24 protein-coding genes are annotated in these 24,848 nt (G+C 64.8%); 14 read left to right on the top strand and 10 right to left on the bottom strand.

The annotated features are described in order from the left end of the window. Window positions 1–14 precede the first annotated feature (14 nt). Window positions 15–1,478 carry an NAD-dependent succinate-semialdehyde dehydrogenase gene (locus tag LCM4577_RS16145; protein WP_244508339.1) on the bottom strand — a complete coding sequence of 488 codons (1,464 nt, stop codon included), beginning with the start codon at window positions 1,476–1,478 and terminating at the stop codon, window positions 15–17. A 12-nt stretch (window positions 1,479–1,490) separates the two neighbouring features. Next, window positions 1,491–2,858, bottom strand: a complete 1,368-nt coding sequence (locus LCM4577_RS16140) for an aminotransferase (protein ID WP_071072184.1) — start codon at window positions 2,856–2,858, stop codon at window positions 1,491–1,493. Between the two features lie 103 nt (window positions 2,859–2,961). On the opposite strand from LCM4577_RS16140, the gene LCM4577_RS16135 reads away from it, so the two are divergent. From LCM4577_RS16135 to LCM4577_RS16125, 3 genes are all read left to right on the top strand, one after another. Next, window positions 2,962–3,849, top strand: a complete 888-nt coding sequence (locus tag LCM4577_RS16135) for a transketolase (protein ID WP_071072182.1) — start codon at window positions 2,962–2,964, stop codon at window positions 3,847–3,849. Beyond that, window positions 3,846–4,823: a transketolase family protein gene (locus LCM4577_RS16130; protein WP_071072180.1), complete on the top strand. Its 978-nt coding sequence runs from the start codon at window positions 3,846–3,848 to the stop codon at window positions 4,821–4,823. Before LCM4577_RS16135 ends, LCM4577_RS16130 begins: the two co-directional genes overlap by 4 nt. Window positions 4,824–5,043: 220 nt before the next feature. Continuing rightward, the gene (locus LCM4577_RS16125; RefSeq protein WP_071030401.1) at window positions 5,044–5,721 is read left to right on the top strand and encodes a GntR family transcriptional regulator; all 678 of its coding nucleotides are present in this window, start codon (window positions 5,044–5,046) and stop codon (window positions 5,719–5,721) included. Window positions 5,722–5,733: 12 nt separating this feature from the next. Here the strand turns inward: LCM4577_RS16125 and LCM4577_RS16120 are convergent, their stop codons facing one another. Next, the gene (locus LCM4577_RS16120) at window positions 5,734–6,960 is read right to left on the bottom strand and encodes an aminotransferase class III-fold pyridoxal phosphate-dependent enzyme (RefSeq protein ID WP_071072178.1); all 1,227 of its coding nucleotides are present in this window, start codon (window positions 6,958–6,960) and stop codon (window positions 5,734–5,736) included. 109 nt (window positions 6,961–7,069) lie between these two features. On the opposite strand from LCM4577_RS16120, the gene otnK reads away from it, so the two are divergent. From otnK to LCM4577_RS16070, 10 genes are all read left to right on the top strand, one after another. Continuing rightward, window positions 7,070–8,347 carry a 3-oxo-tetronate kinase gene (gene otnK, locus LCM4577_RS16115; protein ID WP_071072176.1) on the top strand — a complete coding sequence of 426 codons (1,278 nt, stop codon included), beginning with the start codon at window positions 7,070–7,072 and terminating at the stop codon, window positions 8,345–8,347. Then, window positions 8,347–8,997, top strand: coding sequence for a class II aldolase/adducin family protein (locus tag LCM4577_RS16110; protein ID WP_071072174.1), 651 nt, complete (start codon window positions 8,347–8,349; stop codon window positions 8,995–8,997). Before otnK ends, LCM4577_RS16110 begins: the two co-directional genes overlap by 1 nt. Before the next feature lie 127 nt (window positions 8,998–9,124). Beyond that, entirely contained in the window at window positions 9,125–9,835 is a 711-nt protein-coding gene (locus LCM4577_RS16105; protein WP_040983779.1) for a GntR family transcriptional regulator, read from the top strand. Between the two features lie 262 nt (window positions 9,836–10,097). Further along, window positions 10,098–11,585 carry an ABC transporter substrate-binding protein gene (locus LCM4577_RS16100; protein ID WP_244508351.1) on the top strand — a complete coding sequence of 496 codons (1,488 nt, stop codon included), beginning with the start codon at window positions 10,098–10,100 and terminating at the stop codon, window positions 11,583–11,585. Window positions 11,586–11,615: 30 nt separating this feature from the next. Continuing rightward, entirely contained in the window at window positions 11,616–12,629 is a 1,014-nt protein-coding gene (locus tag LCM4577_RS16095; RefSeq protein WP_041005982.1) for an ABC transporter permease, read from the top strand. A gap of 68 nt (window positions 12,630–12,697) precedes the next feature. Beyond that, window positions 12,698–13,462, top strand: coding sequence for an ABC transporter permease (locus tag LCM4577_RS16090; RefSeq protein WP_371410054.1), 765 nt, complete (start codon window positions 12,698–12,700; stop codon window positions 13,460–13,462). Continuing rightward, window positions 13,462–14,445 (top strand): ABC transporter ATP-binding protein, encoded by a 984-nt coding sequence (locus LCM4577_RS16085; protein WP_083354752.1) that lies wholly within the window; start codon window positions 13,462–13,464, stop codon window positions 14,443–14,445. Before LCM4577_RS16090 ends, LCM4577_RS16085 begins: the two co-directional genes overlap by 1 nt. Then, window positions 14,442–15,467, top strand: coding sequence for an ABC transporter ATP-binding protein (locus LCM4577_RS16080; RefSeq protein WP_071072170.1), 1,026 nt, complete (start codon window positions 14,442–14,444; stop codon window positions 15,465–15,467). Before LCM4577_RS16085 ends, LCM4577_RS16080 begins: the two co-directional genes overlap by 4 nt. A 22-nt stretch (window positions 15,468–15,489) precedes the next feature. Beyond that, window positions 15,490–16,335: an SMP-30/gluconolactonase/LRE family protein gene (locus LCM4577_RS16075; RefSeq protein WP_071072168.1), complete on the top strand. Its 846-nt coding sequence runs from the start codon at window positions 15,490–15,492 to the stop codon at window positions 16,333–16,335. A gap of 37 nt (window positions 16,336–16,372) precedes the next feature. Continuing rightward, window positions 16,373–18,040, top strand: a complete 1,668-nt coding sequence (locus tag LCM4577_RS16070) for a N,N-dimethylformamidase beta subunit family domain-containing protein (RefSeq protein ID WP_071072166.1) — start codon at window positions 16,373–16,375, stop codon at window positions 18,038–18,040. A 38-nt stretch (window positions 18,041–18,078) separates the two neighbouring features. On the opposite strand, the gene LCM4577_RS16065 is transcribed toward LCM4577_RS16070, so the two are convergent. From LCM4577_RS16065 to LCM4577_RS16035, 7 genes are all read right to left on the bottom strand, one after another. Further along, window positions 18,079–18,321, bottom strand: a complete 243-nt coding sequence (locus LCM4577_RS16065; RefSeq protein WP_206744871.1) for a hypothetical protein — start codon at window positions 18,319–18,321, stop codon at window positions 18,079–18,081. A 104-nt stretch (window positions 18,322–18,425) separates the two neighbouring features. After that, entirely contained in the window at window positions 18,426–19,154 is a 729-nt protein-coding gene (locus LCM4577_RS16060) for an ABC transporter ATP-binding protein (RefSeq protein ID WP_041005944.1), read from the bottom strand. Beyond that, window positions 19,154–19,918 (bottom strand): ABC transporter ATP-binding protein, encoded by a 765-nt coding sequence (locus tag LCM4577_RS16055; protein ID WP_071072525.1) that lies wholly within the window; start codon window positions 19,916–19,918, stop codon window positions 19,154–19,156. The genes LCM4577_RS16060 and LCM4577_RS16055 overlap by 1 nt, the downstream gene beginning before the upstream one ends. Before the next feature lie 5 nt (window positions 19,919–19,923). Continuing rightward, window positions 19,924–20,883 carry a branched-chain amino acid ABC transporter permease gene (locus tag LCM4577_RS16050; RefSeq protein WP_116390074.1) on the bottom strand — a complete coding sequence of 320 codons (960 nt, stop codon included), beginning with the start codon at window positions 20,881–20,883 and terminating at the stop codon, window positions 19,924–19,926. Beyond that, window positions 20,883–21,794, bottom strand: coding sequence for a branched-chain amino acid ABC transporter permease (locus LCM4577_RS16045; RefSeq protein ID WP_040983766.1), 912 nt, complete (start codon window positions 21,792–21,794; stop codon window positions 20,883–20,885). Before LCM4577_RS16045 ends, LCM4577_RS16050 begins: the two co-directional genes overlap by 1 nt. A gap of 131 nt (window positions 21,795–21,925) precedes the next feature. Beyond that, window positions 21,926–23,035 (bottom strand): branched-chain amino acid ABC transporter substrate-binding protein, encoded by a 1,110-nt coding sequence (locus LCM4577_RS16040; RefSeq protein WP_083354751.1) that lies wholly within the window; start codon window positions 23,033–23,035, stop codon window positions 21,926–21,928. A gap of 180 nt (window positions 23,036–23,215) precedes the next feature. Beyond that, window positions 23,216–23,851, bottom strand: coding sequence for an RraA family protein (locus LCM4577_RS16035; RefSeq protein ID WP_041006231.1), 636 nt, complete (start codon window positions 23,849–23,851; stop codon window positions 23,216–23,218). A gap of 220 nt (window positions 23,852–24,071) precedes the next feature. Between LCM4577_RS16035 and LCM4577_RS16030 the strand changes: the two genes are divergently transcribed. Continuing rightward, complete coding sequence (locus LCM4577_RS16030; protein WP_040983760.1) at window positions 24,072–24,848, top strand: SDR family NAD(P)-dependent oxidoreductase; 777 nt, start codon at window positions 24,072–24,074, stop codon at window positions 24,846–24,848.

Genomic DNA, 24,848 nt, shown 5'->3' with positions numbered 1-24,848 from the left:
CCAAGCGGAAGACACTAGAATCCGGCCTGGCTGATGAACTTGGTGACGAGATAGGCCTCCAGCGCTTCCGAGCCGCCTTCGGAACCGTAGCCGCTGTCCTTCACGCCGCCGAACGGCACCTCCGGCAGCGCCAGGCCGAGATGGTTCGTCGTCAGCATGCCGGTCTCGATCTCRGCGCCAAGCTCGGTCGCCGTCTTCAGCGAACGGGTGAAGGCGTAAGCCGCGAGCCCGTAAGGCAGCCGGTTTGCCTCGGCCACCGCCTCGTCGAACGTCGCGAACGGCATCACCAGCGCCACCGGGCCGAACGGCTCCTCGTTCATGATGCGCATGCCGGGGCTGAGATCGCTGAGCACGGTCGGCTCGAAGAAGGCGCCCTTGTTGCCGATGCGCTTGCCTCCGGTCTCGATCTTTGCGCCCTCGGCCACCGCTTCGGAAATCATCGCCTCGACGGCTTGCAGCCGCCGTTCATTGACCAATGGCCCCATGCGGGTGCCCTCAGTCAGCCCGTCGCCGACCTTCATCGCGCGCGCATGGCCGACGAGCTTGTCGAGGAACGGCGCGTAGGATTTCTCCTGCACCAGGAAACGTGTCGGCGAGACGCAGACCTGGCCGCCATTGCGGAACTTGGCTGCCGCCAGCAGGCTCGCCGCGCTGTCGAGATCGGCGTCGTCGAAGACGATCGCCGGCGCATGCCCGCCGAGCTCCATGGTCACGCGCTTCATATGCTGTCCCGCGAGCGCCGCAAGTTGCTTGCCGACGGGAACGGAGCCGGTGAAGGACACTTTCCGGATCACCGGATGCGGGATCAGGTAGCTCGAAATCTCCGGCGGGTTGCCGTAGACGAGGTTGAGCACGCCGTCGGGAAGCCCGGCATCCTTGAAGGCGTCGGCGAGGCAGGCGGGCGAAGCGGGCGTCTCTTCCGGCGGCTTGACGATGATCGAGCATCCGGTGGCGAGCGCCGCGCCGATCTTGCGGATCGTCTGCGACACCGGGAAATTCCACGGCGTGAACGCCGCGACCGGGCCGACCGGCTCGCGCACGACCAGCTGGTGGACGTTGCTGGCTCTCGCCGGCACGATACGGCCGTAGGTGCGGCGCCCTTCCTCCGCGAACCAGTCGAGGATATCGGCCGAGGCCAGGACCTCGATCGTCGCCTCGCCCAGCGGCTTGCCCTGTTCGAGGCTGAGCAGGCTGGCGATCCTGCCCGCACGCTCGCGCATCAGCCGCGCGGCTTCGCGGATCACCTTGCCGCGCTCGAAGGCCGAGACCTTGCGCCACACCTTGAAGCCGCGTTCGGCCGCTGCGAGCGCTCGGTCGAGATCGGCAGTGCCTGCCATCGCAACCGAGCCGATGACTTCGTTGGTGGCCGGGTTGCGCACCTCAAGCGTCTTGCCGCCGGCGGCCGGTCCCCATTTGCCGTCGATGAAAAGCCCGATCTCCGGATACATGCTTTTGTCCTGTCTGATGGTGATTGTCATGGCAGCCAAGCCTCAGAGCGAGAGGCTCTCCCTTGTGTCTTCGATGGCGAGGAAAAGCGCGCGGACGAGTTCGTCGATCTGGTCCGGCTCGATGATGTAAGGCGGGCAGAGCGCCAGCACGTCGCCCATGTTGCGCAGGATGATGCCGCGGGCCCGGCAGGCGCGTTCGACCTGCGCGCCAACCCTGGCCTCGGCCGGAAAGCCCTGTTTCTTGCGTCGGTCGGCGACCAGCTCGACGCCGGCAACCAGGCCGACGCCGCGGATCTCGCCGACCATCGGATGATCGGCAAGCGCATCGCGCAGCTTTTCCAGCATCCGGGCGCCGAGAGTTCGGGCACGTCCGACGACGTCGATCTCGTGATAGATGCGCAACGCTTCCGCCGCGACGGCCGAGGCGACGGGATGGCCCGAATAGGTGAAGCCGTGCCCGAAGACGCCGTTGCGGTGCCCCTCGTCGGCGATCGACTGGTAGGTCTTGTCAGACACGACCACCGCCGCGATCGGCAGATAGCCGGAGGACAAGCCCTTGGCGACCGAGAACATATCGGGCTTGAAGCCGAAAGTCTGGCTGCCGAACCAGTTGCTGGTGCGGCCGAAGCCGCAGACCACTTCGTCGGCCAGAAGCAGGATGTCGTGCTTGTCGAGCAGTTGGCGCAGTTTCGGAAAATAACCCGTCGGCGGCACGATGACACCGCCCGCCCCCATCACCGGCTCGGCGATCATCGCGGCGATCGTGTCGGGGCCGGCGGCAAGGATCATCGCCTCCAGCTCGGCGATCAGCCGGTCGGCGAACGCCTGCTCGCTCTCTCCCTCCTGCCCTTCGCGGTAGAAATGCGGCTTGCCGGCATAAAGGATGTCATCGGTGTTCATGCCGAATGAGCGGTGCATATGCGGCAGCCCGCTCAGCACCGCGCCCATCACCGTGCTGCCATGGAATGCGCCGTTGCGGCTGATGATGCGGCGCTTCTCCGGCTTGCCGCGCGCCGCCTGATAGTACCAGGCGAGCTTGATCATGGAATCGTTGGCTTCCGATCCGGAATTGGCGAGGAATATCTTGCACGATGAAATCGGAGAGACCGCCGCGAGCTGTTCGATCAGATCGATGCAAGGCTCGTTCGAACGATGGTTGAAGGTGTGGTAGTTGGCGAGCTTGGCGAATTGGGCGGCCGCGGCTGCGGCCAGCCTCTGATCGTTGAACCCGAGCGATGCCGTCCATAGCCCGGCCATGCCTTCGATATAGCGGTTTCCGGCATCGTCCCGCACATAGACGCCGTCGCCGCCGGAGACGATCAACGGCCCGTCCTGCTCGTGCCGTCGCGGGTCCGTCTGCGAATGCAGATGCAGGCTCATGTCGATGGCCCGAGCCGAATTGTGCAGCATTTCCTGTTCCCTAGGGCGAATGATTGTTCTTGCGGCTCAACCAAATATCTTATAACTTATAAGTTGTCGAGGGTCAGATAAACGGAAATGGAGGAGATCGACCATGGCGTCCTCAGGCGCGAGCCGGTGGCCGAGCAACAGCGGCAATGACGGGATATCGGACGAACAGGCTGCCCGCCTGCGCGAGCGCGCGCGCTTCGTGCGGCTGGAAACGATCAGGCTGATTTCGATCGCCAAGGTCGGCCACTACTCGTCGGTCTTCTCCTGCGCCGAGATCTTCTCGACGCTCTATTACGACACGATGCGGCTGCGCCGTGGCGAGCCGGGCTGGCCCGATCGCGACCGCTTCCTGATGGGCAAGGGCCATGCGGCGGTCGGCCAGTTCCCGATCCTCGCCGACCTCGACTTCTTCGGCCGCTCCTGGCTCGACGACTACACCCGCCTCGGCAGCCCGCTTGGCGATCACCCCGATATGCGCAAGGTGCCCGGCGTCGATTTCAGCTCCGGCTCGATCGGCCATGCCCTCTCCAACGGCGTCGGCATGGCGCTCGGCGGCCGCTTCCACGGAAAGGACTTCAACGTCTTCGTCCTGCTCGGCGATGGCGAGATGCAGGAAGGACAGGTATGGGAGGCCGCCATCAGCGCCGCCACCCATCGGCTGGGCAGGCTCGTCGCGATCGTCGATCGCAACGGCTATCAGCTCGACGGCAAAGTCGACGACGTCGCCGCGGTCGAGCCGCTGGATGAGAAGTGGCGCGCCTTCGGCTGGGAGGTGCATGAGGTGGACGGCCACGACGTCGTCGCGCTCGCCAACCTGCTGCGCAAGGTCAAGGCAGACACCGGCCGCGAAAAACCCTGCTGCATCATCGCCAGAACGGTCAAGGGCAAGGGCATCGACTATATGGAAACCGAACCCGGCTGRCATCTCGGCTATCTCGCGCCGGAAGACGAAGCACGCGCCCGCGACATGATCCTTGAAGGTGCGCAATGAGCGCGGCCCTGCATCCCGACAGCTGGCAGTACCGCGAACTCAACAAGCGTGCACCCTCGCTCGCGACTTTGGCCGACACGCTGATCGAGCTTGCCGAGGCCGGTCATCCGGTCGTTGCCGGCACCGCCGACCTGCAGCACTCCAACGGCCTTGTCGGCTTCGCACGCCRCTTCCCGGAGCGCTTCACGCAGTTCGGCATTTCCGAGCAGAACATGGTCTCGGCCGCGGCCGGCATGGCCACCACCGGCGTCATGCCCTATGTCGCCACCTTCGCCTCCTTCCTGGCGCTGCTCTGCTGCGAGCAGATTCGCATGGACGTCGCCTATTGCGCGCAGCCGGTCCGCCTGATCGGCCATCACACCGGCATCTCGCTCGGCTTCTACGGCACCTCGCATCACGCGACGGAAGACATCGCCATCATGCGCGCGATCGCCGACCTCACTGTCGTCTCGACCGCGGACGGCCCGCAATTCGCCGCGGCGCTGCGCGCTTCCGTCAATCATCCACAGCCGATCTATTTCCGCATCTCGCGCGGCCACGATCCGGCCGTCTATGGCAAGGACGGCCCGTTCGAATTCGGCAAGGCGGTGGTTCACGGCATCGGCAACGACATCACCATCATTGCCTGCGGCATGGCGGTACACTCGGCCAAGCAGGCGATGGAGGCCTTGAACGGCAAGGGCCACTCCGTCGGCCTCATAGACATGCACACGATCAAACCGCTCGACCGCGCGGCGGTGATGGCGGCGGCGCGCAAGTCGCGCATCATCCTCACCGTCGAGGAGCACAATATCCTTGGTGGTCTGGGTGGCGCGGTCGCCGAAGTGCTGGCCGAGGAAGGCGGCGGCGCACGGCTCGTCCGGCACGGCATCAAGGACGAGTACAGCCTCATCGCGCCGCCGACCCATCTCTACCGTCACTACAAGCTCGATGCGGCGGGCGTCGAAAGCGTCGCGCAATCCCTGCTCGCTTAGAGCACGATCCCGAACCGCAGGTCAGCGTAGCAAAAGTGGGAACCGGTTCGGGAAAGATCATGCTCCAACAAAGAGCTGGGCAGGATGACGATTCAACGAAACGTCATCCTGCTCCAGCAGGCTCTACAATACAGTGAAGAAAAAAGCGTCTATTGGTTATATCTTGTAGAATCACCGCCGGCAGAAGACGCCACACAACAATGCCGAGGAGACCTTTGCCGTGAACATTCAGCCGCTCGAGCAAGGCAACCTTTCCGCGCGCGCCTATGTCGCTCTTCGCGAAGGGTTGATCGCGGGGCAGTTCCGGCCGGGGCAGCGCCTGGTGATGCAGGATCTCGCCGACCAGCTCGGCACCAGCGTCACCCCTGCCCGCGAAGCCTGCCTGCGGCTGGTCAGCGAGCGCGGCCTGGAGCTGCGCTCGGGCCGTTTCGTCACCGTGCCGGCGCTGACGCTGGCGCGCTATATGGAGGTGCGCACCATAAGACTGTCGCTGGAGGGCCTTGCTGCCGGGCTCGCCGCGCAGAACGCGACCAAGGAAGACATCGAAAAGCTGACCGCCATCCAGAAAGTCTTCGAGAAGGCGGACCGGGCCGGCGATCCGGAGCTCTCATTCCGCTACAACCGCGACTTCCATTTCACCGTCTACCGGCTCTCCGGCATGGAGATGCTGGTCGCCCATATCGAGAGCCTGTGGGTTTCGATGGGGCCGATGCTGACTGTCTTCTTCAAGGAAGGCGAGCACAAATATGTCGGCGCCGCCGAGCATCTGACGGTGATCGAGGGCTTGCGCGAGAAGAATTCGGAAAAGGCGCGCGCCGCCATGGAGCGGGACCTCATCCTGGGCGGCGAGGATTTCCTGCGCTTCCTGCAGGGACACGAAGGCTTCGTCGCGCCGTAACCTTTCTCAGGTCTATAGCCGCGCGACCGCTGCCAGAGCCTCGTCCGTCACCGCCAGCGCCTTGTCGATATCGGCCTCCTGGTGGGCCGCCGACAGGAACAGCGTGTGCGCCGGATGCAGGTAGACGCCGCGGGCGAGCGCTCCCAGGCAGAACGTGTCGCCGAGCTTGCGATCGATATCGTTCTCGAACAAAAGCACCGGCATCTGCACCGGCCCGCTTTGCCGCAAGGGCACGCCGTGCTTCCGCGCCTGCGCGTCGAGACCGTCGCGGAGGCGCTGGCCCATGGCCCGCATATGCGCCACGGCATCGACCGCGCTGAGCTTCCGGATCGTTGCGATCGCGGCCGCCATCGATACGCCGGCGGTCCAGAAGGAGCCGGTGGTGAAGATGCGTGTCGCGCCTTCGCGAAAGCGGTCGTTGCCGGTGACGGCGGCCAGCGCATGGCCGTTGGCGATCGCCTTGCTCCACGCGGCCATGTCGGGCCGCACGCCGACCGTTTCCCAGCTGCCACCCATAGCGAGGCGAAAGCCGGCACGCACGTCGTCGACGATCAGCGCGGCATCGGCGCTGTCGGCGAGCGCGCGGGCCTTTCGCGCGAACGCCACGATCGGCAATTCATGCGGCTTGCCAAGGTCGTGCTTGAAGGCCGAGACCAGTATCGCGGCGAGATCGCCTTTGCACAGCTCGGCCGCGGCCTCGAGACTCTCGACATCGTTGTAGTTGTAATAGACCAGATGCGCGCGGTCTTCCTCGGTAACGCCCGCAACCGATGGCGAGCACCACGGAATGGCGCCGTGATAGGCGCCGCGCGCGACCAGGATCTTGCGGCGCCCGGTGCCCGCGCGAGCGATCGTCAGGCAGGCGGTCGTGGCGTCGGTGCCGTTCTTGGAGAACATCGCCCAATCGGCATGCGGAACGGTCTCGACCATCAGTTCCGCCAATTCGACGAGCCGTTCGCTCGGCCCGTTCATCGCATCGCCAAGCGCGCGCTGCCTGTCGGCCGCCGCCTCGACGTCGGCATCGCCATAGCCCAGGATCATCGGCCCCCAGCCGCAGAGGAAATCGATATATTCGCGGCCGTCCGCGTCCCAGGTCCGGCACCCTTGCGCCCGGGAGAAATATTGCGGATAGCCGGCCGGCAGACGCGGTGCATTCTGATGCCCCCACATGCCGCCGGGGATGACGCGCTGTGCCCGGGCACGCAAGGCGCCGTCGATGCTCTTTGAATGCTGGTCCATGGAAAGATGCCCCCGTCTGGCGTCGTTCCGCCCGACTCGCCAAGACTTGTTTGCAGCACTCGATATATCATGTATCATCCGCGCACAATAGTTCGGGGACGCGGAGAAAATGCAGCCCATCATCGGCATCGTCGCCGACGATCTCACCGGCGGCATGGAAACCGCCGCGATGCTGGTGGCGCTCGGCGTCGACTGCGGTTTCGTGACCAGGCCTGCCCTGGTCCGGCATTTCGCCAACGCGCCCGCCGTGGTCGTCGCGCAAAAGACCCGCGTCGTTCCCGCCGCCGAGGCCGTGCGGAAATCGGAAGAAGCGGCACAGCGGCTGCTCGACATCGGCGTCAGGCGGCTGTTCTTCAAATATTGCGCCACCTTCGATTCCACCGACGACGGCAATATCGGCCCGGTGGCCGATAGGCTGCTTGCCCTGACGCGTGCTTCCCAAACCGGCTTCTGCCCGAGCTCCGGCGATCTCGCGCGCAGCGTCTTCCAGGGCCATCTCTTCGTCGGCGCCCAACTCGTGTCGGAATCACCGAAACGGTTCGATCCACTGACCCCGATGACCGATCCCAACCTGGTCCGCGTGTTGCAGCGGCAATCGAAACTCGCCGTCGGGCTGTTGCCGCACAATGTCGTGCGGGCCGAGCCTGCCACCCGGCAAGCCTTTGTCGACCAGCTGGTCGCGCAAGGTATCCGGCACGTCATCATGGACGCGATCTATGCCGAGGATCTTGCCGCGGTCGCGGCGCTCACCGTCGATTGGCCGCTGATGACCGGCAACGCGCCGGTCATCCGCCACTACCCCGCGCTTTGGCGCAAGCGCGGCTGGCTGGACGACGCGCCGCCGAAGCGCCCCCTGCCGGCGGTCGAAAGCCCCGGTGTCGTGCTGGCCGGCAGTTGTGCGGAACGGACGCTGGAGCAGCTCGCGGCGTTCGAACAGGCAAGGCCGGTGCACCGCATCGACATCGCTTCGGCCGGAAGCGTCGATGCGGCGGTTGAGACGGCGCTCGCCTGGGCGGGCATACATCTTGAAGGCGGCCCGATCGCGATCGCCACCTCCGCCGGTCCGGAGCAGGTCGGCACCGCGCAGGCAAGACATGGGCGCGAAGGCGCGGCAAGCTTCGCCGAGGCTATTCTAGGCCGGCTCTCCGTGGAACTCCGCAAGCGCGGCGTCCGGCGCTTCCTCGTCGCGGGCGGCGAGACGTCCGGCACGGTGGTCGAGCAGCTCGGAATAGATCGCCTGAGGATCGGCGCCTACCAGGGTCCAGGCATCGCCCGCGCGACGACGGAAGATGGCGAGATCGTCGCCCTCAGCCTCAAATCGGGAAAGCTGGGGCCTGTGGACATGTTCTTGCCGACGCTGGAATCCATGCGGCATCCGGAGCACTGATGATCAACGAAGACAATCTGCCCAACGCCATTATCGAGACGGTCGGCCGCCTGCAGGAGAAAGGCTTCAACCACGGCAACAGCGGCAATGTGAGCCGGCGGGTGCCAGGCGGCATGCTGATCACACCAACGGGAGCCAACAGCAGCAATCTCACGCCGGACCGGCTCGTCCAAGTCGATCCCCAGGGCGCCATCAGGGGCGAAGGCATTCCATCGAGCGAATGGCACATGCATGCCGCGATCCTCAATGCCTACCCGGCCGCCAACGCGGTGATCCATACCCATGCCGATGCTTGCGTTGCGCTGGCATGTCTGTGCAAGCCGCTGCCGTCGTTTCACTACATGGTCGCGGCCTTCGGCGGCACCGATGTGCGCTGCGCTCGCTACGCCACCTTCGGCACGGCCGACCTCGGAACGTCGGCGGTCGAGGCGCTCAAGGATCGCACCGCCTGTTTGCTCGCCAACCACGGCATGATCGCCATCGGCAAGACGCTGGAAGCCGCCTTCCAGACCACGGTGAAACTCGAAACCCTGGCGCGCCAGTATCTGATGGCATTGCAAGGTGGCGCGCCGGTGCTGCTCCCTGAAGAGGAGATGGCGCGTGTCGGCAAGCGCTACGGCAACTACGGAACGGGTTTGCTGCCCGGCTGACGGGTGTGGGCGCAAGGAACTGGATATGAACCGGATTTTCGAACGCGCCCTGGGCCGCGATATGGACATGCCTGGTGCTGTGTGGTCATGAGGACAGTCGGCCAGATGCAAAAGCGAGTCCGCTGAAATGCAGAACCTGCCTGAGATTCAGGCCACAAGCCTGTCCTCGCAGATCTACCTGCGCCTGCGCCAGGAGCTTATGTCGGCGAGGCTGCATCCGGGCGACCGGCTGAAGATCCGCGACCTCGCCCAGCAGCTCGGCACCAGCGAGACGCCGGTGCGCGAAGCCATCTTCCAGCTCGTCAAGGACGGCGCGCTGGAGATGAAGCCGGGCTACTACATCCGCGTGCGGCGGATCAGCCTCAAGGAATATCTCGAGCTGCGCGACATCCGGCTGGTGCTCGAGCCCTATGCCGCTTCAAAGGCGATGCCGCATATCGACGAGCCGTTCCTGAAAACCCTCGAAGACATCCATAAGAAGCTGATCGAGGCCGAGCGCACCAAGGACTACGCGGCCGCGCTTCAGCACAATTACGACTTCCACTTCGCCGTCCATCGCAAATCGGAAATGCCGCATTTGATCGAGATGATCGAGAGATTGTGGATCCAGGCCGGTCCGTTGCTCAGCCTGCTCTACCCGCACGGCCACCCGACCTATGAAGGCCGGCACCAGCACGTCAACGTGATCGCCGCCCTGCGCGCCAAGGACGAAGCGGCGCTGCGGCGCGCCTTCGAGCAGGACCTGATCGAAGGCGGCCGCAAATTCGTCGAGCACCTCGCGGCGATCGAGAGCAAGGAAGACGCCGAAGACGAGCCGCCGCGGCGGTCGCGGCGCTAGTCCAGCCCCTTCCCGTACCTCAAAATCCAGAACTCGCTCCATCCCGGACAAGCTCCCGGATGGGCTCTGAGGCTCAGCCGTTTCGCCGCGCCTCCACGTGCGTCTGTCCTCGATTTCGCCGTCGGCCGCGCAGCGCGGAAACGTCGTCATGCGCGCTTGCGACCTCCATCATATATGATATATTCTATTTCCAGAGGTCAAAAATAAGGGGAGAACAATGAAGCTTCGCAATGGGATTTTGGGACTGGCGCTCGGCCTCTTGATGGGCGGCGTCTCCTACTCTGCCTTCGCCGACGACGCGTCCACCTTCGTCTATGCCGATGCCGGCGAGCCGAGCACAATCGACCCGGCCAAGGCCAATGTGAACTGGGAGTTCACGGTCACCCGCAACATCTACGATCGACTGGTCGATTTCGACCTTGATGACCCATCCAAATTGCTGCCGGCGCTGGCGACGGAATGGAAACAGGATGGCAAGATCTGGACCTTCAAGCTGCGCGACGGCGTCACCTTCCACGACGGCACCGCTTTTGACGCCAACGACGTCAAGGCGACGCTCGACCGGCTGCTGAAGATCGGCCAGGGGCAGTCCTATCTGGTCGACGACATCGCCAGCGTCACGGTGGTCGATCCCAAGACCGTCAAGATCGAGACCAAGGCGCCGACAGTCTTCCTCGCCTCCAACCTCAGCCGCATCGAGATGCTGTCCGACGAGGACATCGCCAAGCACAAGGACGACCTCGGCCAGGCGTGGTTCAACGAGAACGCCAACGGCACCGGTCCCTACGAATTCGTGTCTTGGACGCGCGGCACCCAGATCGAGTTGAAGCGCAACGACAAATGGTGGGGCAAGTTCCCGGAAAAGCCGTTCGACCGCGTGCTCGACCGTTTCGTCACCGACGGCGCCAACCGCGCCCGCGGCCTTGAGGGCGGCGAGTTCGACCTCGCCAATTTCGTGCCGCTCGACGAGGCGCTGCGCATCGGCACCAGCAGCGGCTTCCATCTGGTCGAAGGCAACAATCTGTGGGCCTGGCCGGCGATCTATCTCAACATGGATCTGGCGCCGACCAACAACAAGGATTTCCGCGAGGCGCTGGTCAAGGCGTTCGACTACAACGCCATGGTGCAATCCTTCCAGGGCAAGGCCGAAGTCGGCCGCGGCCCGGTCCCCTCCTGGTTCCCCGGCAGTCCGGAAAAGGAAGAGGCCGAAATCAAGACCGATCTCGAAGGCGCCAAGGCGGCGCTAGCCAAATCGGGTCTCGCCAACGCCAAGATGAAATGCTCGGTGCCTGCCGGTTTCCCGGAATTCCGCTTCGCCGCGACCGTGCTTCAATCCTCGGCCCAGCAGCTCGGCGTCACTGTCGAGATCGAGGAGCAGCCTTTCGTCGAGGCGATCACCGCCATCAAATCCGACAAGAGCAACTGCTTCGTGCTCGGCAACGCGAACCTCAGCCCTTCGGATGCGACCAAGTTCTTCTCCGCGCATTACCTCAAGGGCGGGTTCTACAATTCGGGCAAATTCTTCGACCAGACGCTGCAGGACCTCGTGGCGAAGCTGCCGACGATTTCGGACGCCGTCGAGCGCGGCAAGCTGCTCAAGCAGGCGGCCGATATCGTGGTGGACTCGCACTACATCATCTGGACCGCGCGGCCGAAGACCGTGGTGCCCGAGCCTGACCGCATCGGCGGCTACCGCATCGATCCGGCCGAGTACATCAACGCCCGGTTCTGGGAAATGTACAGCAAGTAATAGCGGGGTGAGCATGCGGACGGCACGGTTGTGATCGCCTTCCTGTTGAAGCGTCTGGTCTGGGGTCTTGTCGTCCTCATCGCCGTCGCGGTCATAACCTTCTTCCTCAGCCGTGTCGTTCCGGCCGACCCTGCCGCCTTCCTGGCCGGCCAGAACGCCTCCGAGGAGACCGTGCAGCGCATCCGCGTCGAGCACGGTCTCGACCGGCCGCTGCCGGAGCAATTCGCTTCCTACATGATCGGCCTCGCCAAGGGGGACCTCGGCGAGTCCATCCGCACGCGCCGCAGCGTCAGCACCGACCTCAAGCAGTATCTGCCGGCGACGCTGGAACTCCTGATCGTCAGCTTCGTCCTTTATCTGGCGGTCAGCTTCTCGCTGGCGGTGCTCGCCGCCCGCCGCCCCGGCGGCGCGGTGGACGGCGCAATCCGCCTCATCACCATGGTCGGCACCGGCATCCCGGTATTCTGGCTCGGCATGACGCTGCAGTTCTTCTTTTTCTACAAATTACACTGGCTGCCGCTCGGCGCGCGCTTCCCGATCCGCGAGACGGCGCCGCCCGTGGTCAGTGGCTTCCTGCTGGTCGACTCCCTGCTGGCCGGCAGCCTCTCGGCCTTTCTCGCCAGCCTGAAGCATCTGACGCTTCCCGCCGCGACCATTGTCGTCAACCTGCTCGCGGTCGGCACGCGGCTGTCGCGCGCCGCCCTCATCCAGGAGCAAAGCCGGCTTTATGTGCGCACGGCGCGTGGCAAGGGCCTGTCGCCCAACCGCATCCTGTTCAAGCACATCTTGCGCAATGCGCTGTCGCCGATCCTGACGGCGACCACCATGCAGTTCGGCTACATGATCAGCTGGGTGATCCTGGTCGAGGTCATCTTCGACTGGCCCGGCATCGGCCTCTACGCCTACCAGTCGTTCCAGGTCTTCGACTATTCGCCGGTGATCGCGCTGGCGATCGTCTCGACGGCGGGCTTCGTCATCATCAACCTGGTGATGGATCTGCTTTATCCGGTGATCGATCCGCGCGTGCAGAGTGTCGGCTCATGAGCATTTCCACCGAGCCCACGCGCCGGACCATCGCGAGGCCGAAGGGCGTGCTCTTGCCGCTCGCGCTGCTGGTGCTGGTGATCCTGGCCGCCTTCACGCTTCTGCCCGGCCTGATTGCGCCGCACGACCCGATCGCGCTTGCCATGGCCGACCGGCTGAAGCCGCCGAGCCTCACCCATATCTTCGGCACGGACGAAGGCGGCCGCGATGTCCTCTCGCGCATCGTCTACGGCACCCGCTATTCGCTTGGCGTAGCGATCGCCATCGTCTTCGCTTCCGCTCTGTTCGGCGTGATCTATGGCGCGGTCTCCGGCATGGCGCGCCAAGGCGTCGACAATCTGATGATGCGCATTGTCGACCTGTTCTTCGGTTTCCCGGCGCTGGTGCTGGCGCTCGCCGTCGCCGCCTCGATCGGGCGTGGGCTCGACAGCGTGGCGCTGTCGCTCGCCATCATCTGGTGGCCGGGCTATGCGCGGCTGGTGCGCGGCGAGGTGCTGCGCCTGCGCGAGCGGCCGCATGTCGAGGCCGCCCGCGCGCTCGGCGTGTCGGAGATGACCATCCTGCGCCGCCACATCATCCCTTTCGTCGTCCAGGAGGTGAATGTGCGCGTCACCACCGACATCGGCTACGCGCTGGTCGCCGTCACCGCCCTTTCCTTCCTCGGCCTCGGCGCCAATTCGCCGACGCCGGAATGGGGCCTGCTGATCCGCGACTCGCGCCCCTATTTTGGTTCGGCCTGGTGGTATCTGGTTTTTCCCGGCACCATGATCATGCTGACCGCCACCGCCTTCTCGCTGATCGGCGATGCGCTCGCGTCGAGGCGGGCCGCATGATCCTGTCGGTCCGCGACTTCGCAATCGGCTTCCAGCGCGAGGGCCAGAACCTCGTCGCTGTAGACGGCATTTCCTTCGACGTCGCCGAGGGCGAGACCTTCGTCATCATCGGCGAGTCCGGCTCGGGCAAGTCGCTGACCGGCATGTCGATCGCCGGCCTGCAGCCGCCCACCGCCTTCGTCTCCGGCTCGATCCGCTTCAAGAATCGCGAAATGCTGAAGCGACCCGACGCCGAATTGCGCAAGCTGCGCGGCCCGGAGATCGGCTTGATCTATCAGGACCCGCTGAGCTCGCTGAACCCGGTCTGGCCGGTCGGTGACCAGATCGCGGAGACACTGACCGCGCACGGCCTTGCCAGCCGCGCCGAGGCAAGAAAGCGCGCGGTGGAGATGCTGGAGCGCGTGCGCATTCCCGATCCGCGCCGCGTCGCCTCTGCCTATCCGCACGAGATCAGCGGCGGCATGCGCCAGCGCGCCATGATCGCGATGGCGCTGGCCGCCGGCCCGAGCCTGCTGATTGCCGACGAGCCGACGACGGCGCTCGATGTCACCATCAAGGCGCAGATGCTCGAGCTGCTTGCCGAACTGAAGCGCGAGCTTTCGCTGACGATCATCCTGATCACCCACGACATGGGCGTGGTCGCCGAAGTCGCCGACCGGATCCTCGTGCTCTATGCCGGCCGCATCGCCGAGGTCGGGCCGGCCGACGCCATCATGCTGCAGCCCTCGCATCCTTACACCGCCGCGCTGATGACCAGCGCCATGATCTCGCAGACGCCTGCCAAGCAGGACCTTAACGCCATCGTCGGCGGTGCGCCCGGACTGGGCGCTTTCCCGGCCGGCTGCCGCTTCCATCCGCGCTGCCCGCGCGCGCAGGACGACTGCAAGGCGATCGAACCGCCGCGGCGGAAATTCGGCAGCGTCGAGCTTGCCTGCCATCATCCCATCGAGGCCGCCATGCCTCTTGAAACCGCGAGGAGCTGACCATGGCGCTTCTCGAACTCGATGCCGTCTCGAAGACCTTCTCGCAGCGCCGCGGCGGCCGTGCGGTGCAGGCGGTGGCCGGCGTTTCGCTTACCGTGGGCAAGGGGGAGACGTTAGGGCTGGTGGGCGAGAGTGGATGCGGCAAGTCCACTCTCGCCCGGCTGGCCCTCAAGCTGGTCGACGTGACGGACGGGCGCGTGCGCTTCGACGGCGTCGACGTGACCGGGTTCGCCAGCCGACGCATGCTGCCGATCCGCCGTCGCCTGCAGGCCGTGTTCCAGGATCCGCTCGCCTCGCTCAACGCGCGCATGACGATCGCCGAAGTGATGCGCGAGCCGTTCGACACGCATGGCGTCAAGCTTGGCGCCGAGCTTGAGACGCGCATTCGCGAGCTTCTCTCCTTCGTCGGCTTGGAGAACATCGATATCCGGAAACTGCCTGGCCAGTTTTCCGGCGGCCAGCTGCAGCGCATCGCCATCGCAAGGGCGCTGGCGCTCGACCCGGAAATCATCGTCGCCGACGAGCCGACCTCGGCGCTCGATCCGTCGATCCAGGCGCAGATCGTCAACCTGATGCTGCAGATCCAGCGCAAGCGCGGCATCTCCTACCTGATCATCTCGCATGACCTCGACGTCATCGGCCATGTCGCCGACCGCATCGCGGTGATGTATCTCGGCATCATCATCGAACAGGGAACGGCCGACGCAATCATGCAGCGGCCGCTGCACCCTTACACGCAGGCGCTATTGTCGGCCGCGCCGACGCTTGCCGCGCGCCGCCAGGTTGGGTGGAAGCGCATCATGCTCACCGGCGATCCGCCCAATCCGGCCGACGTGCCATCCGGGTGCCGGTTCCATCCGCGCTGCCATCTGGCGCGCGACATCTGCCGGGAGAAAGTGCCGCCGCTGCGCGCCACGCCCGGCACCGGCCAGATGGTGGCCTGCCACCTCGCGCCCGACGAGACAGCGCAAGCCGGAGCCGAGGTCGGACGCGCCCGGCGCGGGCTGGCCGTAGCCAGCTAGAAGCTCAGCGAAGGGAGGAGCAATGAAACGGTCGAAGGAAATCCATGTGACGGGCCTGGGCTTTCCGGAGGGACCGGTGGCGCTCCCGGACGGTTCGATCGCCTTCGTCGACCTGCTGCACGCCAGGGTCTGCGCCTTCAAGGACGGCGCCGTGCGCGAGCTGGCCGCCCTTTCCGGCGCGCCGAACGGCATGCGGCTCGGTCCCGACGGCGCGCTCTATATCTGCAACAATGGCGGCCTTGCGCCGGAATCGTTGGAGACGCTGCATTTCGCGGCACCGATGATTCCCGGCTGCATCCAGCGCGTGCAGCTCGACGGCCGCTGGGAGAATTTTGCCGATCAGTTGCCCGGCGCCAAGCCTTCGCGGCCAAACGATTTGATCTTCACGCAGGAAGGCGGGATCGTCTTCACCGATCCGCAGAACTGGGAGGTGCTGGGCGCAGATGCCAGTGCTTACCATGGCGGACAGTTGCTTGCGGTGGGACAGGACCGGAAGGTCCGCGCGCTGGCCAAGATGACCGGCTTCCCGAACGGGCTTGTGTTCCATCCCGACGGCTCGCTGATCGTCGGCATCACCATGGAGCATCGCCTGCTGCGCTTCGACTGGAATGACGGCAACGTCGGCGCGATGACCGAATGGGTTCGTCTCGACGACCGCTTCAACCCCGACGGCATGGTCTTCCATGACGGCCTGCTCTACGTCACCGGCAGCACCGGCGACCGGGTCGCCATCCTCGACAACACCGGCCGGCTGGTCGAGATGATCGATTGCGGCGAGGGCAGCGACCCGACCAATTGCTGCGTCCATGACGGCCGGCTCTGGGTGACGCTCGGCCTGCCCGGCCAGCTCATCTCCTACGCTCTTTGACCAACGCCTCTCAGACCATCCTCGAACGAGTAAGCCCATGTCCCGTGAAGACGATTTCGTTCCGCCCGAACTCGGCCCCGTCAACATCCGCCCGCGCAAGGCCTGGGCGATGTCCGCCGACGAGCACTGGCACTCCAACCCCTGGTATGAGGCGCCGCGCGGCGACCCTGCTTTGCCCGAGGTCTATACCTACACCGACACGATGTCCTACGATCCGGGCGACGAGGTGGTCTTCCACTCCTCTACCACCGCGCCGCAGTGGACGCTGGAGATCTACCGCGACGGCTATCGGCCGGAGACAGTCCACAAGGTCGAGAACATCGCCGGCGTCTTCGCGCCGACCCCGGCGGATGCATATAGCTCCGGCTGCGGCTGGCCCGTCAGCCACCGCTGGCGCCTGCCGGCCGATCTGCGCTCGGGCTTCTACCGGGTCGTCTCGACCTGCGCCCGCGCCAATGGCGGCAAGTTCGTCCAGCATCATTTCTTCGTCGTTCGTCCGACGGCGGCCACGCGCCGCGCCAAGATCCTGATGATCCTGCCGACCGGCACATGGACCGCCTACAATGATTTCGGCGGCGCCAACCACTATTTCGGCGTTGTCGGTCCGGGCAAGGACCAGCCCTCGCCCGTGCTTTCGCTCGAGCGCCCGTGGACCCGCGGCGTCGTCTGGCTGCCGCCCGGAGCACCGCGCATCTGCGCCGACCCGCTGCCGGAATTCGGCGACGCGCCGCGCTATCCGATGAAGGAATGGGCCTATGCCAACGGCTTCGGCCAGTATTACGCCGCCGCCGGCTGGGCGCAGTTCGACCGCCATTTCGTGCTGTGGGCGGAGAAGGAAGGCTACGAGCTCGACATGATCACGCAGACCGACCTGCATTACAGGCCGGAGCTGCTCGACGCCTATCCGTGCCTGACCATTGTCGGCCACGACGAATACTGGACCCGCGAGATGCGGCTGGCGATCGAAGCCTATGTCGAACGCGGCGGCCGGCTGGCGCGCTTCGGCGCCAATTTCCTCTGGCAGATCCGCCTGGAGGACGACGGCAAGCGCCAGATCTGCCACAAGTTCAACGCCATCAACAACGATCCGGTGGCCGGCACCGACAAGGCCCACCTGCTGTCGACCGCCTGGGAGGACAAGGACGTCGCCTGGCCGGGCGCCTCGACGGTCGGCGTCAACGGATTGCATGGGCTCTACGCGTCCTGGGGCGGCTTCGCGCCGCACGGCCAGAAAGGCTTCACCGTCTACCGGCCCGAGCACTGGGTGTTTGCCCGCACCGGGTTGCACTATGCCGACATCTTCGGCGACAAGGAGCGCATCTTCGCCTACGAGGTCGACGGTCTCGATTACACATTCAGGCATGGCCTGCCCTACCCTGTCCCGGTCGACGGTCAGCCGGAAACGATCGAAATCCTCGCCATGGCGCCGGCGGTGCTTGCCGAGGACGAGCCGGACGGCGAAGGTTTCCGTTATTATGTCCGCGGCAGCGACCATGAGGGCCTGGTCAAATGCGTGACCGGCGAGGTGACGCCGGAAGGCCTCGCCCGCTACAAATACGGCGCCGGCATGATGGTGCACATGACCCGCGGCAAGGGCGAAGTGGTGACCGCGGCGACATGCGAGTGGGTCATGGGCCTCAAGCGCGGCGACCGCTTCACCGAGCAGATCACCCGCAACGTGCTTGATCGGTTCACAGACTCATAATGTCGGTTGCCGGGAAATCGAGCCTCAGCGGCGGCTGGTCATTTCACTTCAAATATCTCGGGAGCGGCTATGTCCGTCACCCAACTGACCAGACTTTGCGCAAAGCTATGCGGCGCAAGAATATCGCAAGCATCGGCTGCCGTGCGCAAGAGAAGCACCGGTACGTGATGGAAGCCGGTCTGCAACACGCTTCCTGGCTTCGCTTGCGGTGAATCCCAGTCGATCGCGACGCAGGCTTTCAGGATGTCGAAGCTGCGCGGACCGCTAAGCCTCAGCCGCATCCTGCCTTCGCCGAGCGACAGCGAGCAGCCAAAGGCCGGATCGATCCTCAAGCGTTCGAGCCTCGTTTCCACATTCGAACAACCGCACATTGACGGTCAGCCTGTCAGGCAGCGACACCGCCCAGATAGGCGCTGACGACGGCATCGTCGTTGGCGAGATCGGTCCCCCGACCCTCGAGCACTATGCGTCCGCCCTTTAGAACGTAGCCATAGTCCGCGAACTTCAACGCGACTTTGCTGTTCTGCTCGACCAGAAGGATCGTCACGCCCTCGCGATTGAGGCGCTGCACGATGTTCATGACTTCCTTGATCAGTTGCGGCGCCAGCCCCATCGAAGGCTCGTCGAGCAACAGCACCTTCGGCGCCGCCATGAGCGCTCTGCCGATCGCCAGCATCTGCTGCTCTCCGCCGGACAGGTTCCTTGCATCGCCATTGTGCCTCTTCGCCAGGATCGGGAAGAGTTCGAACACATGGTCCAGCCGCCGTCGCCGCTCCGCATCGTCGGTCAGCGTGAACGAACCCAGGTCGAGATTCTCGCGGATCGTCATGTCGCCGAAGATGCGCCGTCCCTCGGGAACGTGAACAAGACCGCGGTGGGGCAAGCGGTGGGCCGGGACCCTGGTTATGTCCTCACCCAGGAACCGGACACTTCCCGAGGACGCAGCGATGAGACCGGACAGCGTTCGCAATGTCGTGCTTTTGCCGGCGCCGTTCGCGCCGAGCAGCGCTACGATCTGGCCGCGCCTTATCGCGAGGCTGACGCCATGAAGCGCCTCGATGCTGCCGTAGCGCGCGACGATCCGGTCGGCCGCAAGGACAATATCGGTGTCCATCAATCCTCCGTGCCGAGATAGGCTTCGATGACTTTGGGATCGGCGCGCACGGCCTCCGGCGTGCCATCGGCGATCTTCTGGCCATAGTCGAAGACGACGATCTTTTCCGACACCTGCATGACCAGGCCCATATCGTGCTCGATCAAAAGCACGGTGACGCCAGTCTCGTCGCGAATGCGGCGGATCAGATGCACGAGGTCGAGCTTCTCGCGCTCGTTCAGCCCGGCGGCAGGTTCATCGAGCAGGATGATCTCTGGCGTCGACGCCAGAGCCCTTGCGAGTTCGAGCCGTCGCTGGTCGCCGTAGGAAAGGCCGCCGGCGAGACGATGCGCATGCTCGGCGATGCCGACGAAGTCGAGCCAGCGCATGCCCGCCGCGCGGATCCTGTCCTCCTCCCGCCGTTGCGACGGCAGGTGCAGGATTGCCGAAACGATGCCGTGGYGGCTGCGGCAATGCTGCCCGGACATGGCGTTTTCCAGTACCGACATTTCCTTGAACAGCCGAATGTTCTGGAAGGTTCGGGCAAGGCCAAGCGCCGTGATGCGGTGCGGCGGCAAGCCGGTGATCGGCCGGCCGCCCAACCGGATCGAGCCGCCCTTCGGCTTGTAGAAGCCGGTCAGGCAGTTGAAGAGCGACGTCTTGCCCGCGCCATTCGGCCCGATGAGGCTGTTGATGGCGCCCTTCTCCACCGAGAACGAAATATCCTGCAGGACCTTCAGCCCTCCGAAGCTGAGGCGCAGATCGCGGACTTCCAGCAAGGCCATGGTGGTCAACCCCGCTTGTCCGGCCACAGGCCGTTCGGTCTGAAGAGCATGATCGCCAGCAGCGCCACGGCCGTGACCAGCGGACGATAGGTGCCCGCTGCGCGCAGCACTTCCGGCAGCAGGGCCACGAGGATGGCACCCAGGACGACACCGGGAATGCGGCCCATGCCGCCAAGCACCACACCCAGAAGGATCAGAAGCGACTGGTTGAAGGTGAAGCTTTCCGGCGAGATCGCGGTCATCTTCGCGGCGTAGAGGCACCCGGCCACCGACGCGATCACCGCCCCCATCATATAGGCCTGCAGCTTGGCCGACACGCGGTTGATGCCGATACCGGCGGCGGCGTCCTCGTCATAGCGGACATAGAACCACGCACGCCCCATGCGCGACCGCTCGACGCTCAGGCACACGAAGACGGCAAGCAGCGCGAGCGCCAGGAACGCGTAATAGAAATGCTGCACCTGCATCAGCCTGAAGCCCAGGATCTCCGGCCGCTCGATGCCGACAAGGCCGCTGGCGCCGCCGGTGATATCGAGGTTGCGGGCAATGATGCGCACGATCTCGCCGAAGCCCAGCGTGACGATCGCCAGATAGTCGCTGCGCAGCCGCAAGGTCGGCGCGCCGATGATAATGCCGGCCAGGCAGGCAGCCGCCATGGCGACGGGAATGGTGAGCCAGAAATTGAAGCCGAACTCCGAGGTCAGGATTCCGGTCGTGTAGGCGCCGACGGCGAAGAAGGCCGCATAGCCGAGGTCGAGCAGGCCTGCGTAACCGACGACGATGTTGAGGCCGAGGCAGAGCACGACATAAAGCAGCGCCGTGGTTGCCACCTCCGTCACATAGGCATTGGCGAAGTGGGGCAGCGCCAGCGCGCAAGCGAGCGCGGCGAGAGCCCACAGCAAGAACGAGCGCCGCACCAGTGGCGGTTGCGCGGCGGCGGACAGGGTGCTCGCTCCGTCGCTCATCACACCCGCTCCACGACCGAGCGTCCGAGCAGGCCGGTAGGCTTGAAGACCAGGAACAGGATCAGCGCGCCGAACACGAAGACGTCTCGCCATTCCGATCCGACGAAGGGCAAGGATGACCCGTAAGCCTCGAGAAGGCCGAGCAGCAGGCCGCCGAGCATGGCGCCCGGCACGCTGCCGATGCCGCCGATGACGGCCGCAGTGAAGGCCTTGAGCCCCATGATGAAGCCCATGAAGAAATGGACGCTGCCATAATAGGCGCCCGCCATGACGCCGCCGCCGGCGGCGAGCGCCGATCCCATGAAGAAGGTCAGCGCGATCACCCGGTCGACATCGATGCCCATCAGGCGGCTCGCCCCCATGTCGATCGATACGGCGCGCATCGCTTTGCCGTACATGGTGCGCGAGACGAAGGCCTGCATGCCGGCCATCAGCAGGATCGAGGCGGCGACGAGCACGATCTGCGTGTAGGTGATATGCACAGCCGAAACGTCCAGGCCGGCAAAGCCGAGGTCGGTGTTGAAGGCGAAATGCCGCCCGCCGGTCAGCGCCAGCGCGCTGCCGTTCAGCACCATCGAGGCGCCGAGCGCGGTGATCAGGATCGACAGGCGCGGCGCGTTGCGCATCGGCCGGTAGGCGAAGCGCTCGATGACGACGCCGAGCAGGCCTACGGCGAGCATCGAAACCAGCAACGCGCAGACGACGCCAAGCCAGCCATTGCCAACCCACACGCCGACGAAGGAAAACACGATGAGACCGACGAAGGCGCCGCTCATATAGATATCGCCATGAGCGAAATTCAGGAGCTTGATGACGCCGAAGACCATGCTGTAGCCGAGCGCGATCAGGGCGTAGAACGAGCCGACGATGAGGCCGTTCACCAGTTGCTGAATGACAAGGTCGAGCGTCATTGATGCTCCGGTGCAGGTATTGAAAAGTCGTGCCTTGGCGCAGCATCGATAGCCCACCAGTCACATAGCCGCAAAACAGGAATGATGCCGGGGCCGGCAAAGGCCGCCCCGGTATCAGTGTGTTCTGTCGGTTACTCGTCGGCGACCCACTTGCCGCCCTTGGCGATCACCGGGCGGAAGTTCGACGTCTGCAGCGTGTTCTTGTCGGTGAACTTGATTTCGCCGGCCAGACCCTTGAAGTCGCTTGCTTTCAGCGCCTCGATGATCGCCTTCTGATCGGCAGACTTTGCCCGTGCGATCGCGTCGACGATCAGGTCGCCGACATCATGGGAAAGCGCCGCGTAGGCGCCGGCGTCGCGGCCGTAGGCCTCCTTGTACTTGGCCTTGAAATCGGCAGCGCCGGAGAGGAGATCGACGGTTGGCGGGGACAGCAGGAACACGCCCTCGCCGGCCGAGCCTGCGATCTCCAGATATTCGGGCGAATTGTTGCCGTCGCCGAGAACGATGCCACCCTGGAAGCCTGCCTGCCGAAGCTGCTTGGTGAGAAGCGCGCCGCCGGCATGATAGGCGGTCCAGAAGACGGCGTCCGCGCCGCTTGATTTCACCTTGGTGACGACCGCTGAATAGTCCTGCTCGCCGGCGGTGGTTGTTTCCTTGGCGGCGATCTCGCCGCCCGCGTTCTTGAAGGCTTCGGCGGTGAGCTTCGCCAGGTCGGACGAATAGGCATCGCCCTCGTCTATGACGGCGATCTTCTTGTAGCCATTCTTCTTGAAGAGATCGACGGCTGTCGTCGCCTGCATGTCGCCGGTCGAGTTGGCGAGGAAGGCGTTCCCCTGATTGGCGGCGACCAGCTTGGTCGAATTCGCGCCGATGATGACGAATGGAACGCCGGCGTCACCATAGATCTTCAACGTGGGCAACACGGCGCCGGAGCAGTAGCCGCCGACGATTGCCGTCACGCCTTCCGATACCAGCTTGCTGCCGACGGTGACCGCCTGCTGCGGGTCGCAGGCGTCGTCGGCAGTGGTCGTGGTGATCTTGTCGCCATTGACGCCACCCTTGGCATTGGCGGCATCGATCGCCATCTTCACCGCGTTTTCCATGTCCTGCCCTTCGCTGGCCAACTGGCCGGTCATCGGCGCGACGATGCCGATCTTGATCTCGGCAGCGGCGGCGGCTGTGGTCATGGCCAGCCCGGCAAGGGCGGTGGCGCAGGCAAGCCTCTTGAAGGAAACAACCATCATTCTCTCCATTTTCCCCTGTTGGCGCATCCGGGTCGTGGCCGGAATGCATTCTCTTGATTGTCGCCGAGCCGCCCTGGGCGGATCGGCGAGGCTGCGCTCCTCCTTCAGAGGTGGAGCGGCAATGTCTGCAATCGCTGGCCGGCCTGCGATCGAGGCCCCGGCGTCAAGCTCCGCGATTCAATGGCTGCTGGCCGAAGCCTGGGCATAGGCGCCCTGGTAACGGTTCTCCTTGATGCTCTGCATGATGTCGGCTTCGCGCGCTTCCTGCGCCTTGACGGCTGCCAGCAGGGCCACCGCCCCTTCGAGCGGAAACGCAACGACGCCATCCTCGTCGCCCATGACGATATCGCCGGGACCGACGACCATTCCGCCCACCGAGATCGCAACATTGATGGCCCCGGGACCGTCCTTGTAGGGACCGAGATGGATGGCCGATCGCGCGAAGCAGGGAAATGGATTGCGGCCGATGGCGCCAGCATCGCGGATGGCTCCGTCGATGACGATGCCGGCCGCGCCGCGTGAGGCAGCGAGGCTTGTCATGATCTCGCCGACGAGCGCCCGCCCTTCGTAACCGCCGCCATCGACGACAATGACATCGCCCGGCTTTACCAGGTCGAGCGCGCGGTGGATGAACTGGTTATCGCCCGGGCGCGTCCTCACTGTCAGCGCCCGTCCGACCATGATGCCGTCGATCTTGTGGAACGGTCGCAGCCCGACAGCGCCGGGCACGCGGGCGAGATTGTCGCTGATCAACGGCGTGGCAAAGACGCGGAACGCGTCGACCAGTTCACCTTCCCGTTGCCCGCCTGCCATTTCATCCTCCAGCAGTTCAATTTTCTGAATATATTATCCAATCATCATTTGAACACCAAAGTCAACCGACTTGCTGGGGATCGTTCGAAAAAGCCAATTCTCCTGCAATTTCACGCGCGGGAGCCGTTTTTCGACCGGCCATACCGGGCTTGCCATAAGTTCGCGCTTGGCGATAGATTGGATAACATATCCTCATTGGACTCGCAAAAAGGAATCGACCGTGAAGCATGCAGGCAAAGTCGTCATCATCACCGGGGCAGCGCAGGGCCTGGGCCTCGCCTGCGCCGAGCGCTTTCATGCCGACGGCGCCAATGTCGTGCTCGTGGACGTGAAGGCCGACCGCGGCCGCGAGCATGCGCAACGTCTCGGCGAGCGCGCCGTCTGGCTCGAAGCGGACCTTTCCGCATGCACGGCGGACATGGCCGCCAGCATCATCGCCGCGGCCGCCGATGCCTTCGGCGGCGTCGATGTCTTGATCAACAATGCCGGCGTGATCCACCTCGATGATTTCGTCGACTTCCCCGAAGAGGCTTTCGATTGGGTTCAGCGCATCAATCTGAAGGCGCCGTTCCTTCTCGGCCAGGCCGCGGCGCGAGCCATGATCGCTCAGGGGCGCGGCGGCTCGATCATCAACATGTCGTCGATCAATGCGATCCTCGCCATTCCCAATTCCGTCGCCTACGCGGTGTCCAAAGGCGGCATCAAGCAATTGACGGCGGTGATGGCGGTCGGACTCATCCCGCACAACATCCGCGTCAACGCCATCGGACCGGGCACAATCCTGACCGACATGGTCAAGAGCTCGGTGATGGCCAGCGAGGCGCAGCGGCACACCATCCTGTCGCGAACGCCGAGCGGGCGCTGCGGCGAGCCATCGGAGATCGCCAGCGTCGCTTCCTTCCTCGCCAGCGACGATGCCTCCTACATCGTCGGTCAGACCATTTATCCAGATGGCGGCCGCCTGATCCTGAACTACACGGTGCCGGTGAAGGACTGA

This window comes from Mesorhizobium sp. LCM 4577, assembly GCF_001854795.2.
Classification (GTDB): domain Bacteria; phylum Pseudomonadota; class Alphaproteobacteria; order Rhizobiales; family Rhizobiaceae; genus Mesorhizobium; species Mesorhizobium plurifarium.
This window is presented reverse-complemented; position numbering and strand designations above follow the sequence as displayed.